We start from the raw sequence: 20,308 nt of genomic DNA, 5'->3' as shown, positions 1-20,308 counted from the left end.
GGGACTATAGTGAGCCACGCAATTAATGCAATCCTGCTGCTTTGCAGCGGAAGCCAGCCGGACCGCAGAGGAGACTAGTGCGATGAAAACCGATGACGTGATCGTCAGCTTTCGAGGTGTGCGCAAGACGTACGACGGCGAAACGCTGGTCGTCAAACAGCTCGATCTGGATATCTATCAGGGCGAATTCCTGACGCTGCTCGGACCGTCCGGGTCAGGGAAAACCACATGTCTGATGATGCTGGCGGGTTTTGAATTCCCCACAGGTGGAGAAATCTGGCTCGATGGCACGCTGCTCAATACTGTGCCGCCGCACAAACGTAACATCGGCATGGTGTTTCAGAACTACGCGCTGTTCCCGCATCTGACGGTCGAGCAGAACGTGGCGTATCCGCTCACGGTGCGCAAACTGTCGGCCGAGGAACGGGCGCATCGCACGAATAACGCCTTGAAGATGGTGCGCATGGAGAGCTTCGCCAAGCGGTATCCGGCGCAGCTTTCCGGTGGTCAGCAGCAACGTATCGCATTGGCGCGCGCGCTGGTGTTCGAGCCGAAGCTCGTGCTGATGGACGAGCCGCTCGGCGCACTCGACAAGCAGTTGCGCGAACACATGCAGTACGAGCTTAAATCATTGCACGAGAAGCTGGGCGTCACCTTCGTGTACGTCACGCACGATCAGGGCGAGGCGCTCACCATGTCCGACCGCGTTGCCGTCTTCGACAAAGGCATCGTGCAGCAACTCGATACGGTGGACCGTCTGTACGAATCGCCGTGCAACGAGTTCGTCGCGAACTTCATCGGCGACAGCAACAAGTTGCGCGGCACGATCGCAAACGTCGACGGCGAGTACTGCGAGTTTCATCTGATTGACGGCACACGCCTCACGGGACGCAATATCGGCGGTGCGAGGGCGGGTACGCCGGCGGTTGCTTGCATCCGTCCCGAGCGCATGAAGCTTGCCAACGGCGTGTCGCGGCAGGGCGCCAATGCACTGAGCGGCGAGGCGCGCGGGCTGATCTATTTCGGCGACCACGTGCGCATGCGCTGCGGCCTGCCGGAACAGGACGAGTGCTTCGTCAAGGTGCCGCTCGGCACCGACGCGCTCGAAGCTTTCGCGCCTGGCGCACCGGTTGCGCTGGAGTTTGCACCTGAGCATCTGCGGGTGTTTGCAGGGGCGTGAGGTCTCCTCCGGGTCTCGGCGGAGACGGGAAGTACGGCCCCTGTGAGGCGCGGGTCGTTCAACGCGGGAAAGAAGGGTAGTTCACGTACGCAGCACATAACAAGTCGCACTGTACTTAGCTTGAAGCACACCACCAAAGGAGAGCAACACACCATGAGCAAGATCGGGAAATCGCGCTGCGCCATCGCTGTCGGTGCTGTGGCGCTCGCGCTGGGCGCCGCGCAGGTCAACGCAGCTGAACTGACCGTCGTCAATTTCGGCGGCGCGAATGGCGACGCGCAAAAGGTCGCATTCAACCAGCCGTTCGAAACGCAAACCAGTAACAAAGTGACCGCCGTCGAATACAACGGTGAGCAGGCCAAGGTGAAAGCCATGGTCGAAGCGAAGCATGTGAACTGGGACGTGGTGGAAGTCGAGTCGGGCGACATCGGCCGTGGCTGTGACGAAGGGCTGTACGAGAAACTCGACTGGTCGAAGATCGGTAAGAAGTCCGACCTGATTCCTGAGGCGCCGCAAACCTGCGGCGTGGGCTTCTTCGTGTGGTCGACGGCATTGGCGTACAACGCCGACAAGCTGAAAACCGCGCCGACCGGCTGGGCCGATTTCTGGGACGTGAAGAAATTCCCAGGCAAGCGCGCGATGCGCAAGGGCGCGCGCTACAACCTCGAATTCGCGCTGATGGCCGACGGCGTGCCGCCGAAGGACGTCTACAAGGTGCTCGCCACCAAGGAAGGTCAGGACCGCGCGTTCAAGAAGCTCGACGAACTGAAGCCGAATATCCAGTGGTGGGAAGCGGGCGCGCAGCCGCCGCAATTCCTCGTCGCGGGTGACGTGGTGATGTCCACGGCGTACAACGGCCGTATCGACGCCGCGCAGAAGGAAGGCAAGAACCTCAAGGTCGTGTGGAACGGCAGCATTTACGACCTCGATTACTGGGCAATTCCGAAGGGTACGCCGAACAAGGCGCTGGCCGAGAAGTACATCGCCTATTCGATTTCGTCGAAGCCGCAGCAAGACTACGCGCACAACATCGCGTATGGCCCGGTGAACGTGGCAGCCATCAAGGCGCTCGATCCGAAGACGCTCGCGAATCTGCCGAACTCGCCGGCCAATGGCAAGAACGCAGTGCTGCAGAATCTCGCGTTCTGGACCGATCATGGCGATGAACTCGAGCAACGTTTTTCTTCGTGGGCTTCGAAGTAACGAGCTAGGCGCGAGACAGCGCGGCTTGCCTGCTACCGAAGCCGCGCTGTCTCGATGCAATGAAACGCATGTCCTCGCGAAGTATACGAATGGCCGGATGCGTGGGGCCGGAGTAACGTGCCATGGGGCTGGCGTAAGCGCTAAAGCGCTAACGCCAGCCGACACGCGATCTCTGGTCGGCAGCTAAGGCGCCCATTCGGGATCGACATGCGAGTTGTGTGGGATAGGAGACGGGTGTGACTACGATGACGATCGCCGGCGATTCGACGCCTGAGTCGAGTATTCGGCTCAAGCGGGAACTGAAGGCCGCGGAAGCGAAGAAGCGCGCGATGGCGCTGCTGCTGATTGCCCCGCTCGCCATTTTTCTGCTGCTGATTTTCGTGGTGCCGATCGGTGCGCTGCTGACGCGCGCCGCGCAGAATCCGGAAGTGGCTAGCGCCTTGCCGCATACGCTCACTGCATTGCGCGGTTGGGACCGCAAGACGCCGCCTCCCGATGCAGCGTATGCCGCATTGGCCGTGGACCTCACGGCGGTTGCCGATAGCGACGGCATGGGTGCGCTGGCGCGCCGCCTGAACGTCGAAATTCCCGGCTACCGCTCGCTGGTGGCGAAATCGGCGCATGCAATGCCGTTCGCCGACGACAACAGCAAGCCATTGAATCTCACGCCTGCGCAGGTTCACGCGAAGTTCGTCGAACTCGACGAGCGCTGGAACAACGTCACCTACTGGCAGGCGATTGCAAAAAATTCAGGCGCGTACTCGGCGTTCTATCTACTGGCTTCGTTGGACCATAAGCAGGACGCATTCGGCCACATTATTCCGACCGACCCCGACCAGCAGATCTATCTTGCTGTATTCAGCCGCACATTTGTGATCGGCGCTGCCGTGACATTGTTTGCGCTGCTGCTCGGCTATCCGCTCGCCTACTGGATATCGACGCTGTCCGATCGTCGCGCGAATCTGGTGATGATTCTCGTACTGATTCCGTTCTGGACGTCGATTCTCGTGCGCGTCGCCGCATGGATTGTGATTCTGCAGAGCGAAGGCCTGGTGAACAAGGCACTGATCGCGAGTGGCCTGTTGCACGATCCCCTCGCGCTGCTGTTCAATCGCACCGGCGTGTACATCTCCATGACGCACATTCTGCTGCCGTTCATGATCCTGCCGCTATACAGCGTGATGAAATCGATCCCACCGACGTATCAGCGCGCCGCGATTTCGCTCGGCAGCCATCCGTTCGCTGCGTTCTGGCGCGTGTATGTGCCGCAGACCTATCCGGGCGTCGGTGCGGGCGCACTGCTCGTGTTCATTCTGGCTATCGGCTACTACATCACGCCGGCATTGCTCGGCGGACCGGGTGACCAGATGGTCAGCTACTACGTCGCGTATTTCACTAACGTGACGATCAACTGGGGCATGGCGTGTGCGCTCGGCGGTTTGCTGCTCGCCGCGACACTCGTGCTGTACGTCATCTACGGGCGCTTCACGCGCTCGTCACTAAGCCTTGGCTGATTGCCTGAACGGAGCTTATTCGCGATGAAACTTGCCAAGCCCTTGTTCGCACCGCACACGTCGTTGGTCGAGCGCATGTGGTATTTCGCGCTGCGTGCACTTGCGGTATTGACACTGCTGTATCTGATTTTGCCGGTGCTGGCGATCGTGCCGTTGTCATTTTCGTCCAGCACGTTTCTGGTGTATCCGATTCCGGGCTGGTCGCTGCGCTGGTATCAGAATCTGGTTGCGTCCGATGAGTGGCGCATGGCGGCGAAAAATAGTTTTATCGTGGCGCCGTCCGCGACTGTGGTTGCAACCGTGCTCGGGACGTTGGCCGCTATCGGGCTGACCAAAGCGAACTTCCGCGGCAAGGCGATGCTGATGGCGATTCTGATTTCGCCGATGATCGTGCCGGTGGTGGTGGTCGGCGTCGGCATGTATCTGTTCTTTGCGCCGTTGGGGCTGGCCAATACCTACATCGGGCTGATTCTGGCGCATGCGTCGCTTGGCGTGCCGTTTGTCGTGACGACGGTGGTGGCGACGTTGCAGGGCTTCAACTACAACCTGGTGCGTGCCAGTTTGTCGCTGGGAGCGAATCCCGTGAAGACGTTTTTCCGTATCACATTGCCGGTAATTGCGCCGGGGGTGATTTCGGGGGCGCTGTTCGCGTTTGCAACCTCGTTCGATGAAGTGGTCGTGACGCTGTTCCTCGCGGGCGCGGATCAGACGACATTGCCGCGACAAATGTTTACAGGTATCCGCGAGAACATCAGCCCGACCATTGCGGCGCTGGCAACGATTCTGATCGTGTTTTCCACCTGCCTGTTGTTAGCGCTCGAATGGCTGCGGGGGAGAAATGCGGCTCGCGCGGTGAGGAGCTGAGTCTGAACGGTATGACACCCGTTATGCAATACGAATGTCGCCATCGCAAGTTTCTGGTGACATTCTAAGAATGTTCCCATTCCCTGCTCGTACGCGTCTCTTCATACTCGGAATCTTCTCAAAGAAGATGCGTTCGACGCAGGAAGTCAATGAAACTCCAACTAACGGTACTTGCGTTCGCGCTGGCCTTGTCGGGCTGCGCGGACCACGCCGCGCGTGAACGGCTTGGCATCGAAGATGCCACCGTGTTGAAAACGGGCGTCGGTGCCTCACAGGACGACGCAGCCGGCGCGGCGAATCGGCAATGGGTGGACACCTACGCGTCGATCGTCAGCGGCCGCACCGCGCTCGCATCGTTGCAACAGCGGCTCGATCAATTGCCGGGCGACAAGAACAGCTATTTCCACGCGAAGGCCCAATGCTGGATCGATGCCGGTCAGCAAACCAATGATCACTGGGGCTTCGTTGAAGAAGCGATCGGCCAGGCCGCCATGATCACAATGGGTCTTGAAAATGGCACGCCACTATCCGCAGCCAATCCGGCGTTGCGCACGGTGTCAACAGTGCGGCCCGATCTGTGGAAGATTGTCAATGCAATCAAGGCTGATCCCGCCGTCGCCAGATGCCCCGACGCGCAAAAACCGCTGGCATGCGCCGAAGTCGAATTGATGCAGGCCGGGCACGACGCGTGGGCGCGGAATTTCTCAGGCGCGGAAAAGCGCCTACCAACGATCCAGGAAAACCTGCGGAAATCGGCAGAAACGGCATTGCAATGCTCACCGGCGAGACCGGAACCGGTTGTGGCGTCTGTGCCGCAAAAGATCACGCTGCGTGCGGACGCTCTATTCCGTTTCGATGGTGGCGACGAGGCAGCGATGCTGCCTGCCGGCAAGTCCCAACTCGATGCCGTCGCGACCGGGCTCAGACAGGTTCGCAATATTCGCGAGCTAAACATCGCTGGCTACACTGATTTGCTCGGCAGTGGTGCCCACAATCAGAATCTGTCCTTGCGCCGTGCGCAGACCGTCAAACAGTACCTGAGCGCACGCGGAGTGGCATTGCCGATCACCGTGCAGGGGCGAGGCGACGCTGATCAATTGGTCAGCTGCAAGCAGACGAAGCATGACGAACTGGTGCGCTGCCTTGCGCCGAACCGCCGCGTCGAGATTGAATTTGTGAGTGTTGCGCCTTAGCCAGTTGCATTGAAAAAGTGGCGATAGGCAGCAAGGTATGCCGCCACGCCCGCTATCTGCTGGTTCGGCTATGTCCCGGTCCTGTTCCACGCCCATTAATCTTTACTCCCTTTAGTCTTCCACCGTGACTCGGTGTCGATAGGACAAAGAGAGTTTTCATAAGGAATAGAAAATGTCTACCATCCTGATTATCGACGATCATCCTGCATTTCGACTAGTTATAAAAACGCAACTCATGCAATTGCTCGGTATCGAGGAAGTGATCGAAGCTGACAATGGGCAAATCGCCGTCGAATTGGCCCGGCAGCACGCGCCAAAACTTGCAATACTCGATCTCGACATTCCGCGCATTAGTGGGCTCGACGTGATTCCACGTCTCAAGCTGGCCCATCCGTCGATTCGTGTGCTGGTGCTGTCTGGCCAGGATCCGGCTACGTTCGCCCCACGAGTGATGCGTGCCGGTGTGCATGGGTTTGTCGGCAAGGCGCAGGAAATAAAAGAAATCATGCGCGGTGTCGAGGCCGTGCTTGCGGGTTATACGGTGTTTCCCGTGACGGTTGGCGGTGCCGGTATGATCCATAGCGCCGGTTCAGGCAGTGAAGAAGACAAGCTCACGCTCTTATCAGACAAGGAGCTTGTGATTCTGCAGATGCTCTCCAAAGGCATGTCGAACAAAGCCATCGGCGACGCGTTGTTCATGAGCGACAAGACGGTAAGCACATACAAGAGCCGAATTCAGGAGAAGCTTGGGCTGTCGTCACTGGCTGCCCTGATTGAGTTCGCTTCATTGCACCGGCTGATCGACTAGGTTTGCGGGTTATGAAATTCTTGGGCTTGCTTGGTTCTTCGGTGGACACACCTCGTCGCGCGTCGCGTTTCTCCCATAGTGCGGGGGCCGCTTCAATACGCTTTGCGACGGTGTTGGGTTGTCTCTTTGCGTTTGTGCTGCTGTGCGTGATCTCAATGCGCGCCAACGCCGCACCTTTGCCCGACGATTTGCGTCCCGCCGCCGCGCGTCCCGCGCGTGATGCGATGGAGCAACTCAGCGGGTCGGCGTGTAGCGCCCGATTGCTGGCTGAAACGGGTGCCAGCGTGCCGTCCGCATATGCCGACGGCGAGGGCTGCACTGCCGGCGGCCAACCGGGGAGCAACATACGTGCTGCCGCCGCCGATGCATGGCAGACATGGTTTTTGGCGATCGCGGCTCCCGCAATCGTCGCACTAGGCAACGCATGCCTATTTCGCGGTGTGCTGACGAGCACCTCAGAGACACCACATCGTACTGACGACGATTGGGCACGCGGTCTCGACTCGACGCAAACCGTGGGGCGCGCATCACATGCTGCAGCGTCCGCTGAGGCTGGCGCCGCCTTGCTTCGTGAGTCGCTCACGCTGCCGGGCGCAATGAGCCGTTTCGTGGAGGCACCCGTCATCGCCGTGACGGGCATGATTGAATCGATTGAAACGGTGTCTATGTTGCCCGCACAGCGCACGCAACTGGCGGCGGTCGAATCCGCACTGCGCACGTGGTCCCAAACGCTTCACGATCTGCTGGATGCCTCACCTGTGCAATCGCGCAGTGTTGTTCTCGACGAAAGCGTGACGAATCTGCGTGATCTCGTGCATGGCGTCGTCGCGCTGTTGTCGACGGGCGCCGCGCAGCAAGGCGTGCGTGTGAAGTTAAGCGTCGATCCAACGGTGGCCACGAGCGTTCTCGTCGATAGGGCACGGCTTGGCCAGATGGTCTTCCATATGCTGAGCCGCTCAATCCAGTTTGGCGTGCATCAGGAGATTGCGGTCGACGTGCGGTCGGAGCCGTTGAATGCCGGTTCGCAGCGCATTGTTATTAGCGTGAGGGATAGTGGTTTGGGAGCCGCACGCACGGCTCAACTGCAACTTTCCGAGTCGAGCGGCAATGACCCGTTTGCGAATCAGTCGCCGGGCGGCGCCGACGCCGGCATGGCGCTATGCCGAACAATTGCGCAGCGCATGCAAGGCGAATTTTTAATGTCGAGTGGTTCGGACTGTGACATCCACGCGAGCTTTAGCGCGCCGTTCGCCGTAGAGCAATGGGAACCGGTGTCAGAACCGGCTCGTCGCTCGCAGCCGCCTTCAGCCATGGTGGCGCAATCGCAAGAAGCTCCGCCCGGTCTTCCTCCTGAACCCTTCGAGCGCGGCTATCTTGACGCACTGTTTGAAGAGGGCGTCGATCTGCGCACGTTTCTGGCCGGCTGGCGCAATTCCATTGATGATGACCTTGTACGCCTAACCGATGTGAGCCACCAACACTACAGCGACGGCCTCTATTCCGTGCTTCACCGATTGAGCGGAGCAGTCGGTCTGGTCGGCGCGCACAGTCTAATGGGGGCACTGCAGCGCGCGAGCGTCGCGCCGACGGAACATGATGCCGACACAATCGATACGCTCGCTGAGCGTACGAGGACCTTGGCCATGCAACTCGACGCGGCGATCGACCCACGCGGGAGCGTAATACGATGAATCAACCGCAGGCCTTGATTCAAGGCGATTTGGCGCTGCCGAAGCTGTGGCCGTTTGACGATGTGCCGCCTCCTTTCGGTTCGAAACGACGCGCCGCGAAACAGGCGATGCAAGACGCGATACGACGTATCGCGAATCCGGCGGTTCAGAGCAGGATTCCTCCGGGCGTGAAGCATATCTTGCTGTACAAGTCTCCGCCGCGACGCGTGGATTCCCATCGTTTCGATGCGGCGATGGCTGAGGCAAAGCACTATATCGATCTTGAGACGCGCAAGACAGGCGCGCGCTCTTCCCGTTCGGATCGGGTATGCGGCGCGGCGATTTTCGTCGGCGGGAGCATTGCTTTGGCCTGGTTGCTGGCCACGTGCGCGATGCGAGAGCCGGCATCGGCGATTAGCGTCCCTTCGATCGCAAGCGCGCCGTTATCGGCAACTCCGGTGAAGTCCACCGCGGTGGTTACCGCGGCAGTTGTTGCCCAGACGTCTTCCAAGGCGGGCGATGCTGTGCCCACGATGTCGCCCCGCATAAAGGGCGGCGATTCCAACGCCTTGAGGGCGCCTTCAGGCCCGCGTGTGCAGCAATCGCCCTATGTGTCGCAGCAGCAGGCGGCACGGGCAATGAGGCATGAATCCAGTGGCCAGGTGGCAAAAGCGGAACGGAAGCCCGCGACCGCGCTCACGACCCAGCAACAGGTCGCCAAACGGCTTGAGTTGAGCCGTACGGCTCGCGCTGTCAACCGTCCCTCCGTATCGCAACAACCGGAATGGAACGGCGTCCGTCGATCGGTCGAAGACGACACAGTGGGTCGGGCGTCGTCGTGGCTCGACTGGTCAGCACAGCCGCTGCGCAGCCACGTCACAACGCGTGCTGCGGTGCCAGTGGATACCGACTGGAACGCCCGCATGACTCAACGCCGGATCACCGACAACCCGGACGCGTTCCAGCTCGACCGCGGCAAACAGTAAAAACAACGAGCCATAAAAAAAGCCCGGCCAAAAGCCGGGCTTCCAAAGTCGGCTGCGCCCTCCACAGGACGCAGCCCCTGCAAAACAGCGCGCAGTTACTGCATGCGTAAGCGAATACCTTAAGCAGCCAGCAGCGAACGCAGCACGAACGGCAGAATGCCGCCGTGCTTGTAGTAGTCGACTTCGATCGGCGTATCGATACGCAGCAGAACCTGCACGCGCTTCTCCTTGCCGTCCTTGCCGCGAATCACCAGCGTCACTTCCTGTTGCGGCTTGAAGTCGTCGCCCAGGCCTTCGACGTCGAACGTTTCTTCGCCGGTGATGCCGAGCGATTGCACGCTATCCGAGCCCTTGAATTGCAGCGGCAACACGCCCATGCCGACCAGGTTCGAACGGTGGATCCGCTCGAAGCTGCGTGCGACCACAGCCTTCACGCCCAGCAGTTGCGTACCCTTCGCAGCCCAGTCACGCGACGAACCCGTACCGTACTCTTCACCTGCAAACACGACGGTCGGTGTGCCGGCATCGATGTACTTCATCGCTGCGTCATAGATCGACTCCTGTTCGCCGCTCGGCTGGTGAATCGTCAGGCCGCCTTCCACGCGCGTGCCGTCTGCCTTCGCCGGGATCATCAGGTTCTTGATCCGGACGTTCGCGAACGTGCCGCGCATCATCACGTCGTGGTTGCCGCGGCGCGAGCCGTAGCTGTTGAAGTCGGCCTTCTGCACGCCGTTTGCCTTCAGCCACTTGCCTGCCGGCGAGTCTTCCTTGATCGAGCCAGCCGGGCTGATGTGGTCGGTCGTGACCGAGTCACCGAAGATGCCCAGCGCGCGCGCGTTCTTCACGGCGGCGATGCTGTCTGCCGGCTGCATCGAGAAGTCCTTGCCGAAGAACGGCGGCTCAGCGATGTAGGTCGACGTCGGCCAGTCGTAGACTTGACCTTCTTCGCCTTCGATCTTGCTCCACAGATCGCCCTTCTTGGTCAGCGACGAGTAGTTCTTGCGGAACGCGTCTGCGTCCAGCGCGAACTTGAGCAGGTCGTTGACTTCTTCGCTGGTCGGCCAGATGTCGCCCAGGTAGATGTCCTTGCCGCCCTTGCCCTTGCCGACCGGTTCGGTCATCAGGTCGCGCGTGATGTTGCCGGCGATCGCGTAAGCCACAACCAGCGGCGGCGAGGCCAGGAAGTTCGCGCGGATGTTCGGGTGAATACGCGCTTCGAAGTTACGGTTGCCCGACAGAACCGCTGCCGCGACGATGTCGTTCTTCGTGATCGCTTCGTTCAGTTCCGGCGTCAGGTCGCCCGCGTTACCGATACAGGTCGTGCAACCGTAAGCGGCCAGCGTGAAACCGAGCTTGTCGAGGTACTTCATCAAGTCGGTCTTCGTCAGGTATTCCGTGACGATGCGCGATCCCGGCGCCAGCGAGGTCTTGATGTGCGGAGCGACCGTCAGGCCGGCTTCCACGGCCTTCTTCGCCAGCAGACCGGCAGCCAGCAGCACGCTCGGGTTCGACGTGTTCGTGCACGACGTGATGGCAGCGATCAGGATGTCGCCGTTCTTCACGTCGACGCCGTTGCTCGTCGTGTATTGCGCTTCGAGGTCTTCCGACTTCTTCGCAAAGCCGTTTTCCGCTACCGGCTTCGAGAACAGGTCGCTGAAGGTCGATTTCACGTGACCGATTTCGATGCGGTCTTGCGGGCGCTTCGGACCTGCCAGCGACGGCGTCACCGTGCCGAGGTCCAGCGTGACGACCTTGGTGTAGTCGATCTGGCCAGCCTTCGGAATACCGAACAGACCCTGCGCCTTGAAGTAGTTTTCGAAGGCGGAGATTTCCGCGTCGGTGCGGCCCGTGCCCTTGAAGTAGTCGATGGTTTTTTCGTCGACCGGGAAGAAGCCCATGGTTGCGCCGTATTCCGGCGCCATGTTGCCGATCGTTGCGCGATCCGGCAGCGACAGCGACTTCGTGCCTTCGCCGAAGAACTCGACGAACTTGCCGACAACCTTTTCCTTGCGCAGCAGTTCGGTCACGGTCAGGACCAGGTCGGTCGCCGTCAGGCCTTCGCGCAGCTTGCCCTTCAGTTCGACGCCCACCACGTCCGGCGTCAGGAAGTACACCGGCTGGCCGAGCATGCCGGCTTCAGCTTCGATACCGCCCACGCCCCAGCCCACCACACCGATACCGTTGATCATGGTGGTGTGGCTGTCGGTGCCGACCAGCGAATCCGGGTAGTACACCGTGTCAGCGCCTTCGGCCTTCTTGTGCACGCCGCGTGCGAGGTATTCCAGGTTCACCTGGTGAACGATACCCACGCCCGGCGGCACGACCTTGAACGTGTCGAATGCCTGCATGCCCCACTTCATGAACTGGTAGCGCTCGTTGTTGCGCTGGAATTCCAGTTTCATGTTCAGGTCGAGCGCATTCTTTTCACGGAAGTGATCGATCTGCACCGAGTGGTCGACCACCAGATCAACCGGGACCAGCGGTTCGATCGACTTCGGGTTCTTGCCGACGCGCTGTGCGACACCGCGCATCGCAGCGATGTCGGCGAGCAGCGGCACGCCGGTGAAGTCTTGCAGCACGACGCGCGACACGACGAACGGGATTTCGTCGACGCGCGCTGCGGTCGGCTTCCAGTTCGCGAGTTGCTCGATGTGTTCTTCGGCGATCTTCTTGCCGTCGTAGTTACGCAGCACCGATTCCAGCACGATACGGATCGAAACCGGCAGGCGGTCGATCTTGATGTTCAGTGCCTTGCCGAGTTGCGGCAGGGAGTAGAACTTGCCTTTGCCGGAACCGCTGTCGAATTCCTTGAGCGTTTTGTGGAGGTTGTGGGCCATGGTGTTTTCCTTGGTTTGATCGCGGAACTACAGTACTTGACTTAACTAGATGACGTAAAGATCGACGTATTCATTGACCGGCATGGCTTCGAGCCTTGCCTGATCGAGCGACACGTCGAGAATCGCCAGTTGTTGCTTGACCGGAAAGCGGCGCGCGAGGTTGGTCTTGAACTTCTCGACCAGCAACGGAATCCCGTCTTCGCGACGACGCTTATGACCGATCGGGTATTCGACTACAACTTCGTCGAACGTCGACCCATCGTTGAATTCGATCGTCAGTGCATTGGCGATCGAACGCTTCTCCGGATCGTGGTAATCCTTCGTGAACTGCGCGTCTTCGACACATTCCATTCTGGCGCGCAGCACATCGATACGCGCGTCCTGCGCGATCGAATCTTCATAGTCCGCGGCCGTCAGGCGACCACGGATCAACGGCACGGCGATCATGTACTGAATGCAATGATCGCGGTCGGCCGGATTGTTCAGCGGGCCTTTCTTGTCGATGATGCGGATCGCGGCTTCGTGAGTGCGGATCGTGATCTTTTTGATGTCCTCGACGCGCTTGCCTGCAGCGTTGAGTTGCGCATGCAGCGTCATCGCCGCTTCCACCGCCGTCTGGGCGTGGAACTCGGCGGGAAACGAGATCTTGAACAGCACGTTTTCCATCACGTACGAGCCGTACGGACGCTGGAATTTGAACGCATTGCCTTTGAACAGCACGTCGTAAAAGCCCCACGTCTTCGCACTCAGCACCGACGGATAGCCCATCTCGCCAGTCTTCGCGATCAGCGCGAGCCGCACGGCGCGCGACGTCGCGTCACCCGCGGCCCACGATTTGCGCGAGCCGGTATTCGGCGCGTGACGATACGTGCGCAGCGCGTGTCCATCGACAAACGCCTGCGAAACCGCGTTGATCAGCTCATCGCGCGTCAAACCGATCAGTTGGCCGACCACGGCGGTCGACGCCAGCTTCACCAGCAGCACATGATCGAGCCCGACTTTGTTGAACGAATTCTCGAGCGCGATGCAGCCTTGAATTTCGTGCGCCTTGATCATGGCGATCAACACGTCTTTCATCGTCAGCGGCTGTTTGCCCGCCGCGATGGCGCTGCGCGAGAGCCAGTCGGCTGTTGCCAGGATTCCGCCGAGGTTATCCGACGGATGGCCCCATTCCGCTGCAAGCCAGGTGTCGTTGAAGTCCAGCCAGCGGATCATTGCGCCGATGTTGAAGGCGGCCTGAACCGGGTCCAGCTGGAACGACGTGCCCGGCACCTTCGCGCCGTTGGGGACGATCGTGCCCGGCACGATTGGTCCCATCAGCTTGGTGCAGGCCGGGTAGGTGAGCGCCTCGAGTCCGCAACCGAGCGTGTCGAGCAGGCAGTTACGCGCGGTGTCCAGCGCGGGCGTGCTGTCGATCGGGAAATCCAGGACGTAATCGACGATATCGACCAGGACTGGGTCCGGGTCGGGTCGCACGTTGGAAATCGGAGCGGACATCGGGTTGCTTTCCTGATGTAACGGATTAGTTGGTTTTGTTGATCGCGTTCGATTGCGTCGGAGCCGGTGCGCCTTGCTGCATGGCTGCCGTCTTGCACTCGTCGGCCAGACGCGAGCTGTCCTTATCCGAGAACAACATCGCCTTCGTCGGGATCACGACCAGGTCCATACCCGTTGCTGCATCGTGGAAACGGTCTGCGCCCGTGGTGGTCGCTTCGCGCGGCAGATTGTAGTTTTTGTTCGCCCAGTGAACCGTGACGATCTGGTCACGCTTCATGTCGCCCTTCAGGTCGAATGCCAGACCTTCGTTGCACGACCACTTTTCCGAGCCTTCCGGTACCGGATCGACCTTCGCTTCCTTGGCCGGATTCGGCTTGCGCTTGATCAGGCGCTTCGGTTGCGGCTTCTTCGGCACAGCCTTGGCAGCCGGCGCGGTGGTGGTTTGTGCAGCGGCGTCCGTCGCAACGGTCAGCATCGTCGTGGACAAAGCGCCGATTACGGCGGCAATCAACAGCTTATTCATGGAGGAGAACCTTTCTATCTAGTTTCAGTTGAACAGTACGCGGGCTACCGGTCCTGGCAACCGCGAGGGTTGAACTGCACGCGCTCTGAAAGCGCACAGCGACCGCTATTTTCTCCTATTTAGCGGCACGTACTTCAAATTCTCGGGACCGGTGTAATTCGCGCTCGGACGGATGATCTTGTTGTCGATCCGTTGCTCGATGATGTGCGCACTCCAGCCTGCCGTGCGGGAGATCACGAACAGCGGCGTGAACATCGCCGTCGGCACACCCATCATGTGATACGAAACCGCGCTGAACCAGTCGAGATTTGGAAACATCTTTTTCACATCTGCCATCACTGTTTCAAGTCGCTCGGCGATGTTGAACAGTTTCAGGTTGCCCGCTTCCTTCGAGAGCTTCTTCGCGACTTCCTTGATGACCTTGTTGCGCGGGTCCGAAATCGTGTACACCGGGTGACCGAAACCGATCACCACTTCCTTGTTTTCGACGCGCCTGCGGATATCGGCTTCCGCTTCATCCGGCGTCTGATAGCGCGACTGGATCTCGAATGCGACTTCGTTGGCGCCGCCGTGCTTCGGGCCGCGCAGCGCACCGATCGCACCGGTGATCGCCGAGTAGATGTCCGATCCCGTGCCCGCGATCACGCGGCCGGTGAACGTCGAGGCGTTGAATTCGTGCTCGGCGTACAGGTTCAGCGACACATGCATCGCATCGACCCACGCCTTCGACGGCTCCACGCCATGCAGCAGATGCAGGAAGTGGCCGCCGATCGAGTCGTCGTCGGTTTCGACTTCGATGCGCTTGCCGTTGTGCGAGTAGTGGTACCAGTACAGCAGCATCGAACCGAGCGAAGCCATCAGCTTGTCGGCGATGTCGCGTGCGCCCGGCAGGTTGTGGTCGTCCTTCTCCGGCAGCACCGTGCCGAGCACCGACACGCCGGTGCGCATCACGTCCATCGGGTGAGCTGCGGCCGGAATCCATTCCAGCGCGGCTTTGACGTTCGCGGGCAGGCCGCGCAAGGCCTTGAGCTTCGTCTTGTAGGCGGTGAGTTCGGCCTGCGTCGGCAGCTTTTCGTGGACCAGCAGATACGCGATCTCTTCGAATTCGCATGTGGTCGCGATGTCGAGAATGTCGTAGCCGCGGTAGTGCAGATCGTTGCCGGTCTTGCCGACGGTGCAGAGTGCGGTGTTGCCGGCCGTCACGCCGGACAGGGCGACGGATTTCTTCGGTTTGAAGGCGCTTTTAGATTCGTTCTCGCCTTGTGCACCGGCGGTTTGCGTCGTCTCGCTCATGTCCCGCAATCTCCCTTGTGCCTGCTCATTACTTCTGCTCGGACCGTGGCTTGAAACGCGCGCTCTGCGCTCGCCTGCCGCTGCCGCAGGCGCTGCTCCGGCTCCATTGCTCGGTGGCACGCCCGAGGGCCGTCCAGCGTCACCGCGCCGGCCGCTGCGTTGACCGTCGCGCTCATGATGCGGCTTGCCCGTTAGTGCCCACTTTCGTGAAGAGCGGCGCGGCGTCTTGCGGGACGGCACGCCCCGTGGACTGCGCGCGACGCAGCACCGACCAGTAATAGCGATAGCTGGCCCGGTCGTGCAGCGTGTCGTGATAACGCGTGGGCCCCCATTGCGCGGACTGTGCGGCCAGCAGAATCTCGGTGGCGGTGACGATTTCTTCGTCGCGCGGTGCAAATGCAGCGACGATCGCTGCGATCTGCGCCGGGTGAATGCTCCACATGCGCGTGTAGCCGAACTCGTTGCGGGCGCGTGCCGCGTCGTTTGCCACCACGCTCATGTCGCGTACTTCAGTGCTGACGTTGTGCGACGGCACCTTGCCATACGCATGGCAGGCCGCCGAAATTTCAAGCTTCGCGCGCCGCACCAGCGGGTGATCGAACTGACCGGGCGAGCGCATGGCCGTATCGGGAATCGCGCCGTCATGCGCGGAAACGAAGTCCATCAGGCCGAAGCTCAGCGCCTCGACGCCGGGGAGCGCGGCCAGATCGAATACGCGCGTCAACGCGCCGTGCGTTTCGACCAGCAGTTGCACAGGTACCGGCTGCGTAATGCCGAGCTCACGCCGCGTCGCTTCGATGAACGCGACCATTTCGGCTGCATCGGGGACGTTGCGGATTTTCGGCAGTGTGATGTAAGCGGGCGCGCGCTTTGCCGCGCGCAGAATGAGACGGACATCGTCACGCCAGTGCGCGTGATCGAAGTCGTGGATCCGCACGCCGACGCGGCCGAAGCGGTCATGCTCGCTGCCCAGCAGCGACGCAACCAGTTCCGCGTGTTCGGCTTCGCGGCCAACCTGCGCGCCGTCTTCGCAATCGAGCGTGATGTCGAACACCGGGCCGAGCTGTTGCTGCACCGCGAGCGATTTCAGCATCAGCTTCTCGCTGCCGGCGTAGTGATCGCAGGCAGGCAGCACAGCGGGCGGCACTTCGCCGTCAAACAGCACTTCGGCGGGTGTGAGGGCGCGCATCTTCGGCGTCAGGATTCTGGGTGGTCGGGTGGGTCAATCGGATTCGGACGCGTTCTGCGTGGCGATCAGCGAGCCATGAGGCAAAGCGCGTTCGAATCAGAGGTGAATACTGGCACGACAAATTGCGACGTGAACCGCAATTTCATGGCACGTACCAGCATTCGCACGTAAAAAACCGGAACTCGCCGCGATAGAGCCTGAGAGCGCCCCAGACCTGCCGCTTTGCGCCAAGCCCCCAAGGGGACTTCTTGCGGAGCGAAAGACTTGGGGCGGCCCGGCGTTTTCTCACGAGTTCCGGTTCGTCTGCATCGGGGCTTAGCCGAGCAGGTGTTGAACGCCTTCGCGCTCCTCCAGCAGTTCGTTCAGCGTGCCGTCCATCTTTTCGCGCGAGAACGCGTCGATGGCCAGACCTTCAACGCGCTTGTACTCGCCGTTTTCGCACGTAACCGGCACACCGTAGATGATGTCTTCCGGAATGCCATACGAGCCGTCCGACGGGATACCCATCGTGACCCACTTGCCGTTCGTGCCGAGCACCCAGTCGCGCACGTGGTCGATCGCGGCGTTAGCTGCCGACGCTGCCGACGACAGGCCGCGCGCTTCGATGATCGCTGCGCCGCGCTTGCCGACGGTCGGGATGAACTCGTTGCGGTTCCATTCTTCGTCGTTGATCAGCTTGGTCAGGTCTTGACCTTCAGCCGTGGCGACGCGGAAATCCGGGTACATGGTCGGCGAGTGGTTGCCCCACACAGCCAGCTTTTCGATCGAAGCGACCGGCTTGCCCGACTTGGCGGCCAGTTGCGACAGCGCGCGGTTGTGGTCGAGGCGCAGCATGGCGGTGAAGTTTTTCTTCGGCAGATCCGGCGCCGACTTCATGGCGATGTAGGCGTTGGTGTTGGCCGGGTTGCCGACCACCAGCACCTTCACGTCGCGGCTCGCGACTTCGTTCAGCGCCTTGCCCTGAACCGTGAAGATTTCGGCGTTTGCCGACAGCAGGTCCTTGCGCTCCATGCCTTTCGAACGCGGGCGGGCGCCGACCAGCAGGGCCACGTCTGCATCCTTGAATGCGACCTTCGGGTCGTCCGTGATCACGACGCCCGACAGCAGCGGGAATGCGCAATCATCCAGTTCCATCACGACGCCTTTGACGGCGCCTTGCGCTTGCGGCAGGTCGAGCAGTTGCAGGATAACCGGCTGATCCTTGCCGAGCAGATCGCCATTGGCGATGCGGAACAGCAGGGAGTAAGCGATTTGACCTGCGGCGCCGGTGACGGCAACGCGCTTTGCGGGCTTAGCCATTGAGAAATCTCCAGGACGATGCGTTAGACGCTAGGGAAAACGCCATTCTATATGCGCGTTCAGCGAAGCGTTGTGAAACACGGCGGAATTCACTGTTCGCGTACGGCCTCGGAATATGCCGAGGCTGTGCGGCGTGCTGCGGCAAGACCGCCATGCCGGAAACCTGTATTGCCGAGCGGGGTTGGGGCAGGTTGGCGCCGGGTAGCCGCTGCACGGTGCGGGCTCCTGCAAACAGCGCGTTTCGGCAAGCGTCTGACCAACGAATGGCGGCGAATCGAAACCTGGACTGCGTGGGAACAGCATGGTGCAGAGTGGCTGCCGGTGCGCTACCGCGCTGCATTGCATCGTGCAAAACAGCCGCTCAAAAACCCGCAAACCCTTGCTCGACAAGGAGTGTAGGAGCCGTCAGACACAAAGTCAACATTATCTTATGTCTTATATAAGACATATCTGTTGAGGGGAAAATCCTAGACGCGGCCCGGCCCTTTATGATGAAATGCGCGGATGACTTCGAACCAGGCGAACACCGCGAATCCGAACGGCCATGGGGCCGCGGGCGAGGGTGTATCCGCTGCCGCGCCCGCCACGTCGCCCACTTTCAGCCCTTTGTATCAGCAGATCAAGGGCTTGATTACGCAGAGCCTCGAAACTGGCGAATGGAAGCCTGGCGAGATCATTCCTAGTGAAGTTGAATTGGCGGCAAGATACAAGGTCAGCCAGGGAACGGTGCGCAAAGCGATCGACGAGCTTGCCGCCGACAACCTGCTGGTGCGCCGCCAGGGCAAGGGTACTTTTGTTGCAACGCACAATGAAGACCGCGCCCAGTTTCGCTTCCTCAGATTACTGGCCGATGACGGGGCGGAACATCCGCACGTCAGCCGCCTGCTTGAATGCCGGCGTTTGCGTGCTTCGGCGGACATCGCCCGGCAACTCGACCTCAAACCCGCCGATCCGGTGGTGTTGATCAAGCGCTTGCTGCAGTTCGACGGTGAAGTCACCGTGCTCGACGAAATCTGGTTGCCCGGCGCGGTGTTCCGTGGGCTCACGCTCGAGCGGCTGTCGGAGTATAAAGGTCCCCTCTACGCGATGTTCGAGACGGAATTCGGGACCCGCATGATCCGCGCAACGGAAAAGATCCGTGCGGTCGCGGCTGATCCAACGGTCGCCGATCTGCTGCATGTGCCGGCGGGTTTTCCGCTGCTTTCGGTCGAGCGCGTCTCCTATACATACGGAGACCGGCCGGTTGAGGTGCGCCGTGGTTGGTATGTCACAACCGGGTATTACTATCAGAACGATCTGAGCTGAATCGGGATGAAGAAAGGCGCGGCGCCCCACGCGCGCGCCTGTTTGAAGGTGCCTTTATCGCGCACGCTGTAACGGACCGGGAGTGGTTTTCGCTGCAGCGCGATATAAAAAGGCGCTAAAATTGCGGATTAGTGTGACTACATAGTAGGGGTCTAGCATGGCTGAAGCCGTAAAAAAACCGAGGCCGGAATTCCGGAACATCGGTATCGGGCAGATTTTGACGGCATACCGTCTCCCGCTAGCGGGGCGAGTGTCGATCTTGCACCGCGTGAGCGGTGGTCTGCTTTTTGTTTTTCTTCCGTTCCTGCTGTACCTCTTTGATCAGAGCCTGACTTCCGAACTTAGTTTCGAAGTCTTCAAGGGCTTCCTCTCCAACATCATCGTCAAGCTCATCACGCTTGCTCTCGCGTGGGCCTTCCTGTTCCACTTCTGCGCCGGTGTCCGCCACCTGTTCATGGACACGAGCCACGGCCTCACGACCAAAGAGAAGGGTAAGCAAACCTCCATCGTGGTGCTGGTCGTTTCGTCGCTTCTGACGATTGCATTTGCGCTCAAACTCTTCGGAGCATTCTAAAAAAATGGCAGCTAATAACCGAATCGGTCCGAAGCGTCTCGTCGTCGGCGCACATTACGGTCTGCGCGACTGGCTCGCCCAGCGCATTACCGCCTGCATCATGGCCGTCTACACGGTGATCCTGCTCGCGTGGTTCTTCGGCGCGCGCGATTTCTCGTATGACGGCTGGGCCTCGATCTTTGCAACGCAATGGATGAAGCTCGCCACGTTTGTCACGCTGCTGTCGCTGTTCTATCACGCGTGGGTCGGTATCCGCGACATCTGGATGGACTATGTGAAGCCCGTTGGCACGCGCCTGTTTCTTCAAGCGCTGACGATCGTCTGGCTGCTCGCATGTGCGGGCTACGCTGCGCAGATTCTCTGGAGAGTGTAA

The 20,308-nt window shown here is 60.4% G+C and carries 17 protein-coding genes; 11 read left to right on the top strand and 6 right to left on the bottom strand.

The genetic code is table 11. The annotated features are described in order from the left end of the window. Window positions 1-82 precede the first annotated feature (82 nt). The 8 genes from DSC91_RS13895 to DSC91_RS13860 all read left to right on the top strand — a co-directional run bounded on the left by DSC91_RS13895 (window position 83) and on the right by DSC91_RS13860 (window position 9,418). A complete protein-coding gene (locus DSC91_RS13895) occupies window positions 83-1,180 on the top strand; it encodes an ABC transporter ATP-binding protein (protein WP_115779068.1) in 1,098 nt (365 codons plus the stop codon). 153 nt (window positions 1,181-1,333) lie between these two features. Continuing rightward, window positions 1,334-2,383, top strand: coding sequence for an ABC transporter substrate-binding protein (locus DSC91_RS13890; protein WP_115779066.1), 1,050 nt, complete (start codon window positions 1,334-1,336; stop codon window positions 2,381-2,383). A 236-nt stretch (window positions 2,384-2,619) separates the two neighbouring features. Continuing rightward, a complete protein-coding gene (locus DSC91_RS13885) occupies window positions 2,620-3,897 on the top strand; it encodes an ABC transporter permease (protein WP_115779064.1) in 1,278 nt (425 codons plus the stop codon). Window positions 3,898-3,921: 24 nt separating this feature from the next. Continuing rightward, window positions 3,922-4,761 (top strand): ABC transporter permease, encoded by an 840-nt coding sequence (locus tag DSC91_RS13880; RefSeq protein WP_115779062.1) that lies wholly within the window; start codon window positions 3,922-3,924, stop codon window positions 4,759-4,761. A gap of 149 nt (window positions 4,762-4,910) precedes the next feature. Beyond that, window positions 4,911-5,954, top strand: coding sequence for an OmpA family protein (locus DSC91_RS13875; protein WP_115779060.1), 1,044 nt, complete (start codon window positions 4,911-4,913; stop codon window positions 5,952-5,954). A 172-nt stretch (window positions 5,955-6,126) separates the two neighbouring features. Next, window positions 6,127-6,762: a response regulator transcription factor gene (locus DSC91_RS13870; RefSeq protein WP_115779058.1), complete on the top strand. Its 636-nt coding sequence runs from the start codon at window positions 6,127-6,129 to the stop codon at window positions 6,760-6,762. 155 nt (window positions 6,763-6,917) lie between these two features. Further along, the gene (locus DSC91_RS13865; protein ID WP_162831393.1) at window positions 6,918-8,453 is read left to right on the top strand and encodes a sensor histidine kinase; all 1,536 of its coding nucleotides are present in this window, start codon (window positions 6,918-6,920) and stop codon (window positions 8,451-8,453) included. Next, window positions 8,450-9,418: a hypothetical protein gene (locus DSC91_RS13860; RefSeq protein ID WP_115779054.1), complete on the top strand. Its 969-nt coding sequence runs from the start codon at window positions 8,450-8,452 to the stop codon at window positions 9,416-9,418. Before DSC91_RS13865 ends, DSC91_RS13860 begins: the two co-directional genes overlap by 4 nt. Window positions 9,419-9,537: 119 nt before the next feature. On the opposite strand, the gene acnA is transcribed toward DSC91_RS13860, so the two are convergent. The 6 genes from acnA to DSC91_RS13825 form a co-directional block, all read right to left on the bottom strand. After that, the gene (gene acnA, locus DSC91_RS13855; protein WP_115779052.1) at window positions 9,538-12,255 is read right to left on the bottom strand and encodes an aconitate hydratase AcnA; all 2,718 of its coding nucleotides are present in this window, start codon (window positions 12,253-12,255) and stop codon (window positions 9,538-9,540) included. A 45-nt stretch (window positions 12,256-12,300) separates the two neighbouring features. Continuing rightward, window positions 12,301-13,752 carry a bifunctional 2-methylcitrate dehydratase/aconitate hydratase gene (locus DSC91_RS13850; protein WP_115779050.1) on the bottom strand — a complete coding sequence of 484 codons (1,452 nt, stop codon included), beginning with the start codon at window positions 13,750-13,752 and terminating at the stop codon, window positions 12,301-12,303. 25 nt (window positions 13,753-13,777) lie between these two features. After that, entirely contained in the window at window positions 13,778-14,275 is a 498-nt protein-coding gene (locus DSC91_RS13845) for a hypothetical protein (protein WP_115779048.1), read from the bottom strand. 105 nt (window positions 14,276-14,380) lie between these two features. Next, entirely contained in the window at window positions 14,381-15,568 is a 1,188-nt protein-coding gene (prpC, locus tag DSC91_RS13840) for a bifunctional 2-methylcitrate synthase/citrate synthase (protein ID WP_115779046.1), read from the bottom strand. A gap of 172 nt (window positions 15,569-15,740) precedes the next feature. Further along, on the bottom strand, window positions 15,741-16,757 hold the full coding sequence (locus tag DSC91_RS13830) for an HpcH/HpaI aldolase/citrate lyase family protein (protein WP_115779042.1): 1,017 nt from the start codon (window positions 16,755-16,757) through the stop codon (window positions 15,741-15,743). Between the two features lie 315 nt (window positions 16,758-17,072). Then, complete coding sequence (locus tag DSC91_RS13825; protein WP_115779040.1) at window positions 17,073-18,056, bottom strand: malate dehydrogenase; 984 nt, start codon at window positions 18,054-18,056, stop codon at window positions 17,073-17,075. A gap of 504 nt (window positions 18,057-18,560) precedes the next feature. Here DSC91_RS13825 and DSC91_RS13820 point away from each other — a divergent pair. The 3 genes from DSC91_RS13820 (at window position 18,561) to sdhD (ending at window position 20,308) form a co-directional block, all read left to right on the top strand. Continuing rightward, the gene (locus DSC91_RS13820; protein ID WP_115779038.1) at window positions 18,561-19,361 is read left to right on the top strand and encodes a GntR family transcriptional regulator; all 801 of its coding nucleotides are present in this window, start codon (window positions 18,561-18,563) and stop codon (window positions 19,359-19,361) included. A 157-nt stretch (window positions 19,362-19,518) separates the two neighbouring features. After that, window positions 19,519-19,935 carry a succinate dehydrogenase, cytochrome b556 subunit gene (gene sdhC / locus DSC91_RS13815; RefSeq protein ID WP_115779036.1) on the top strand — a complete coding sequence of 139 codons (417 nt, stop codon included), beginning with the start codon at window positions 19,519-19,521 and terminating at the stop codon, window positions 19,933-19,935. Between the two features lie 4 nt (window positions 19,936-19,939). After that, a complete protein-coding gene (gene sdhD / locus DSC91_RS13810) occupies window positions 19,940-20,308 on the top strand; it encodes a succinate dehydrogenase, hydrophobic membrane anchor protein (protein ID WP_054034791.1) in 369 nt (122 codons plus the stop codon).

Source organism: Paraburkholderia caffeinilytica, assembly GCF_003368325.1.
In the GTDB taxonomy this organism is placed as follows: Bacteria; Pseudomonadota; Gammaproteobacteria; order Burkholderiales; family Burkholderiaceae; genus Paraburkholderia; species Paraburkholderia caffeinilytica.
The sequence above is the reverse complement of the archived record's forward strand: the minus strand, read 5'-3'. Positions and strand labels throughout refer to the sequence as shown.

Bases quoted from the DNA above. Each gene is read 5' to 3' on its own strand.
- DSC91_RS13895 (WP_115779068.1), top strand. From the start codon at position 83: ATGAAAACCGATGACGTGATCGTCAGCTTTCGAGGTGTGCGCAAGACG.
- DSC91_RS13890 (WP_115779066.1), top strand. From the start codon at position 1,334: ATGAGCAAGATCGGGAAATCGCGCTGCGCCATCGCTGTCGGTGCTGTG.
- DSC91_RS13880 (WP_115779062.1), top strand. From the start codon at position 3,922: ATGAAACTTGCCAAGCCCTTGTTCGCACCGCACACGTCGTTGGTCGAG.
- DSC91_RS13875 (WP_115779060.1), top strand. From the start codon at position 4,911: ATGAAACTCCAACTAACGGTACTTGCGTTCGCGCTGGCCTTGTCGGGC.
- DSC91_RS13870 (WP_115779058.1), top strand. From the start codon at position 6,127: ATGTCTACCATCCTGATTATCGACGATCATCCTGCATTTCGACTAGTT.
- DSC91_RS13865 (WP_162831393.1), top strand. From the start codon at position 6,918: ATGCGCGCCAACGCCGCACCTTTGCCCGACGATTTGCGTCCCGCCGCC.
- DSC91_RS13860 (WP_115779054.1), top strand. From the start codon at position 8,450: ATGAATCAACCGCAGGCCTTGATTCAAGGCGATTTGGCGCTGCCGAAG.
- acnA (WP_115779052.1), bottom strand. From the start codon at position 12,255: ATGGCCCACAACCTCCACAAAACGCTCAAGGAATTCGACAGCGGTTCC.
- DSC91_RS13850 (WP_115779050.1), bottom strand. From the start codon at position 13,752: ATGTCCGCTCCGATTTCCAACGTGCGACCCGACCCGGACCCAGTCCTG.
- DSC91_RS13845 (WP_115779048.1), bottom strand. From the start codon at position 14,275: ATGAATAAGCTGTTGATTGCCGCCGTAATCGGCGCTTTGTCCACGACG.
- prpC (WP_115779046.1), bottom strand. From the start codon at position 15,568: ATGAGCGAGACGACGCAAACCGCCGGTGCACAAGGCGAGAACGAATCT.
- DSC91_RS13830 (WP_115779042.1), bottom strand. From the start codon at position 16,757: ATGCGCGCCCTCACACCCGCCGAAGTGCTGTTTGACGGCGAAGTGCCG.
- DSC91_RS13825 (WP_115779040.1), bottom strand. From the start codon at position 18,056: ATGGCTAAGCCCGCAAAGCGCGTTGCCGTCACCGGCGCCGCAGGTCAA.
- DSC91_RS13820 (WP_115779038.1), top strand. From the start codon at position 18,561: ATGACTTCGAACCAGGCGAACACCGCGAATCCGAACGGCCATGGGGCC.
- sdhC (WP_115779036.1), top strand. From the start codon at position 19,519: ATGGCTGAAGCCGTAAAAAAACCGAGGCCGGAATTCCGGAACATCGGT.
- sdhD (WP_054034791.1), top strand. From the start codon at position 19,940: ATGGCAGCTAATAACCGAATCGGTCCGAAGCGTCTCGTCGTCGGCGCA.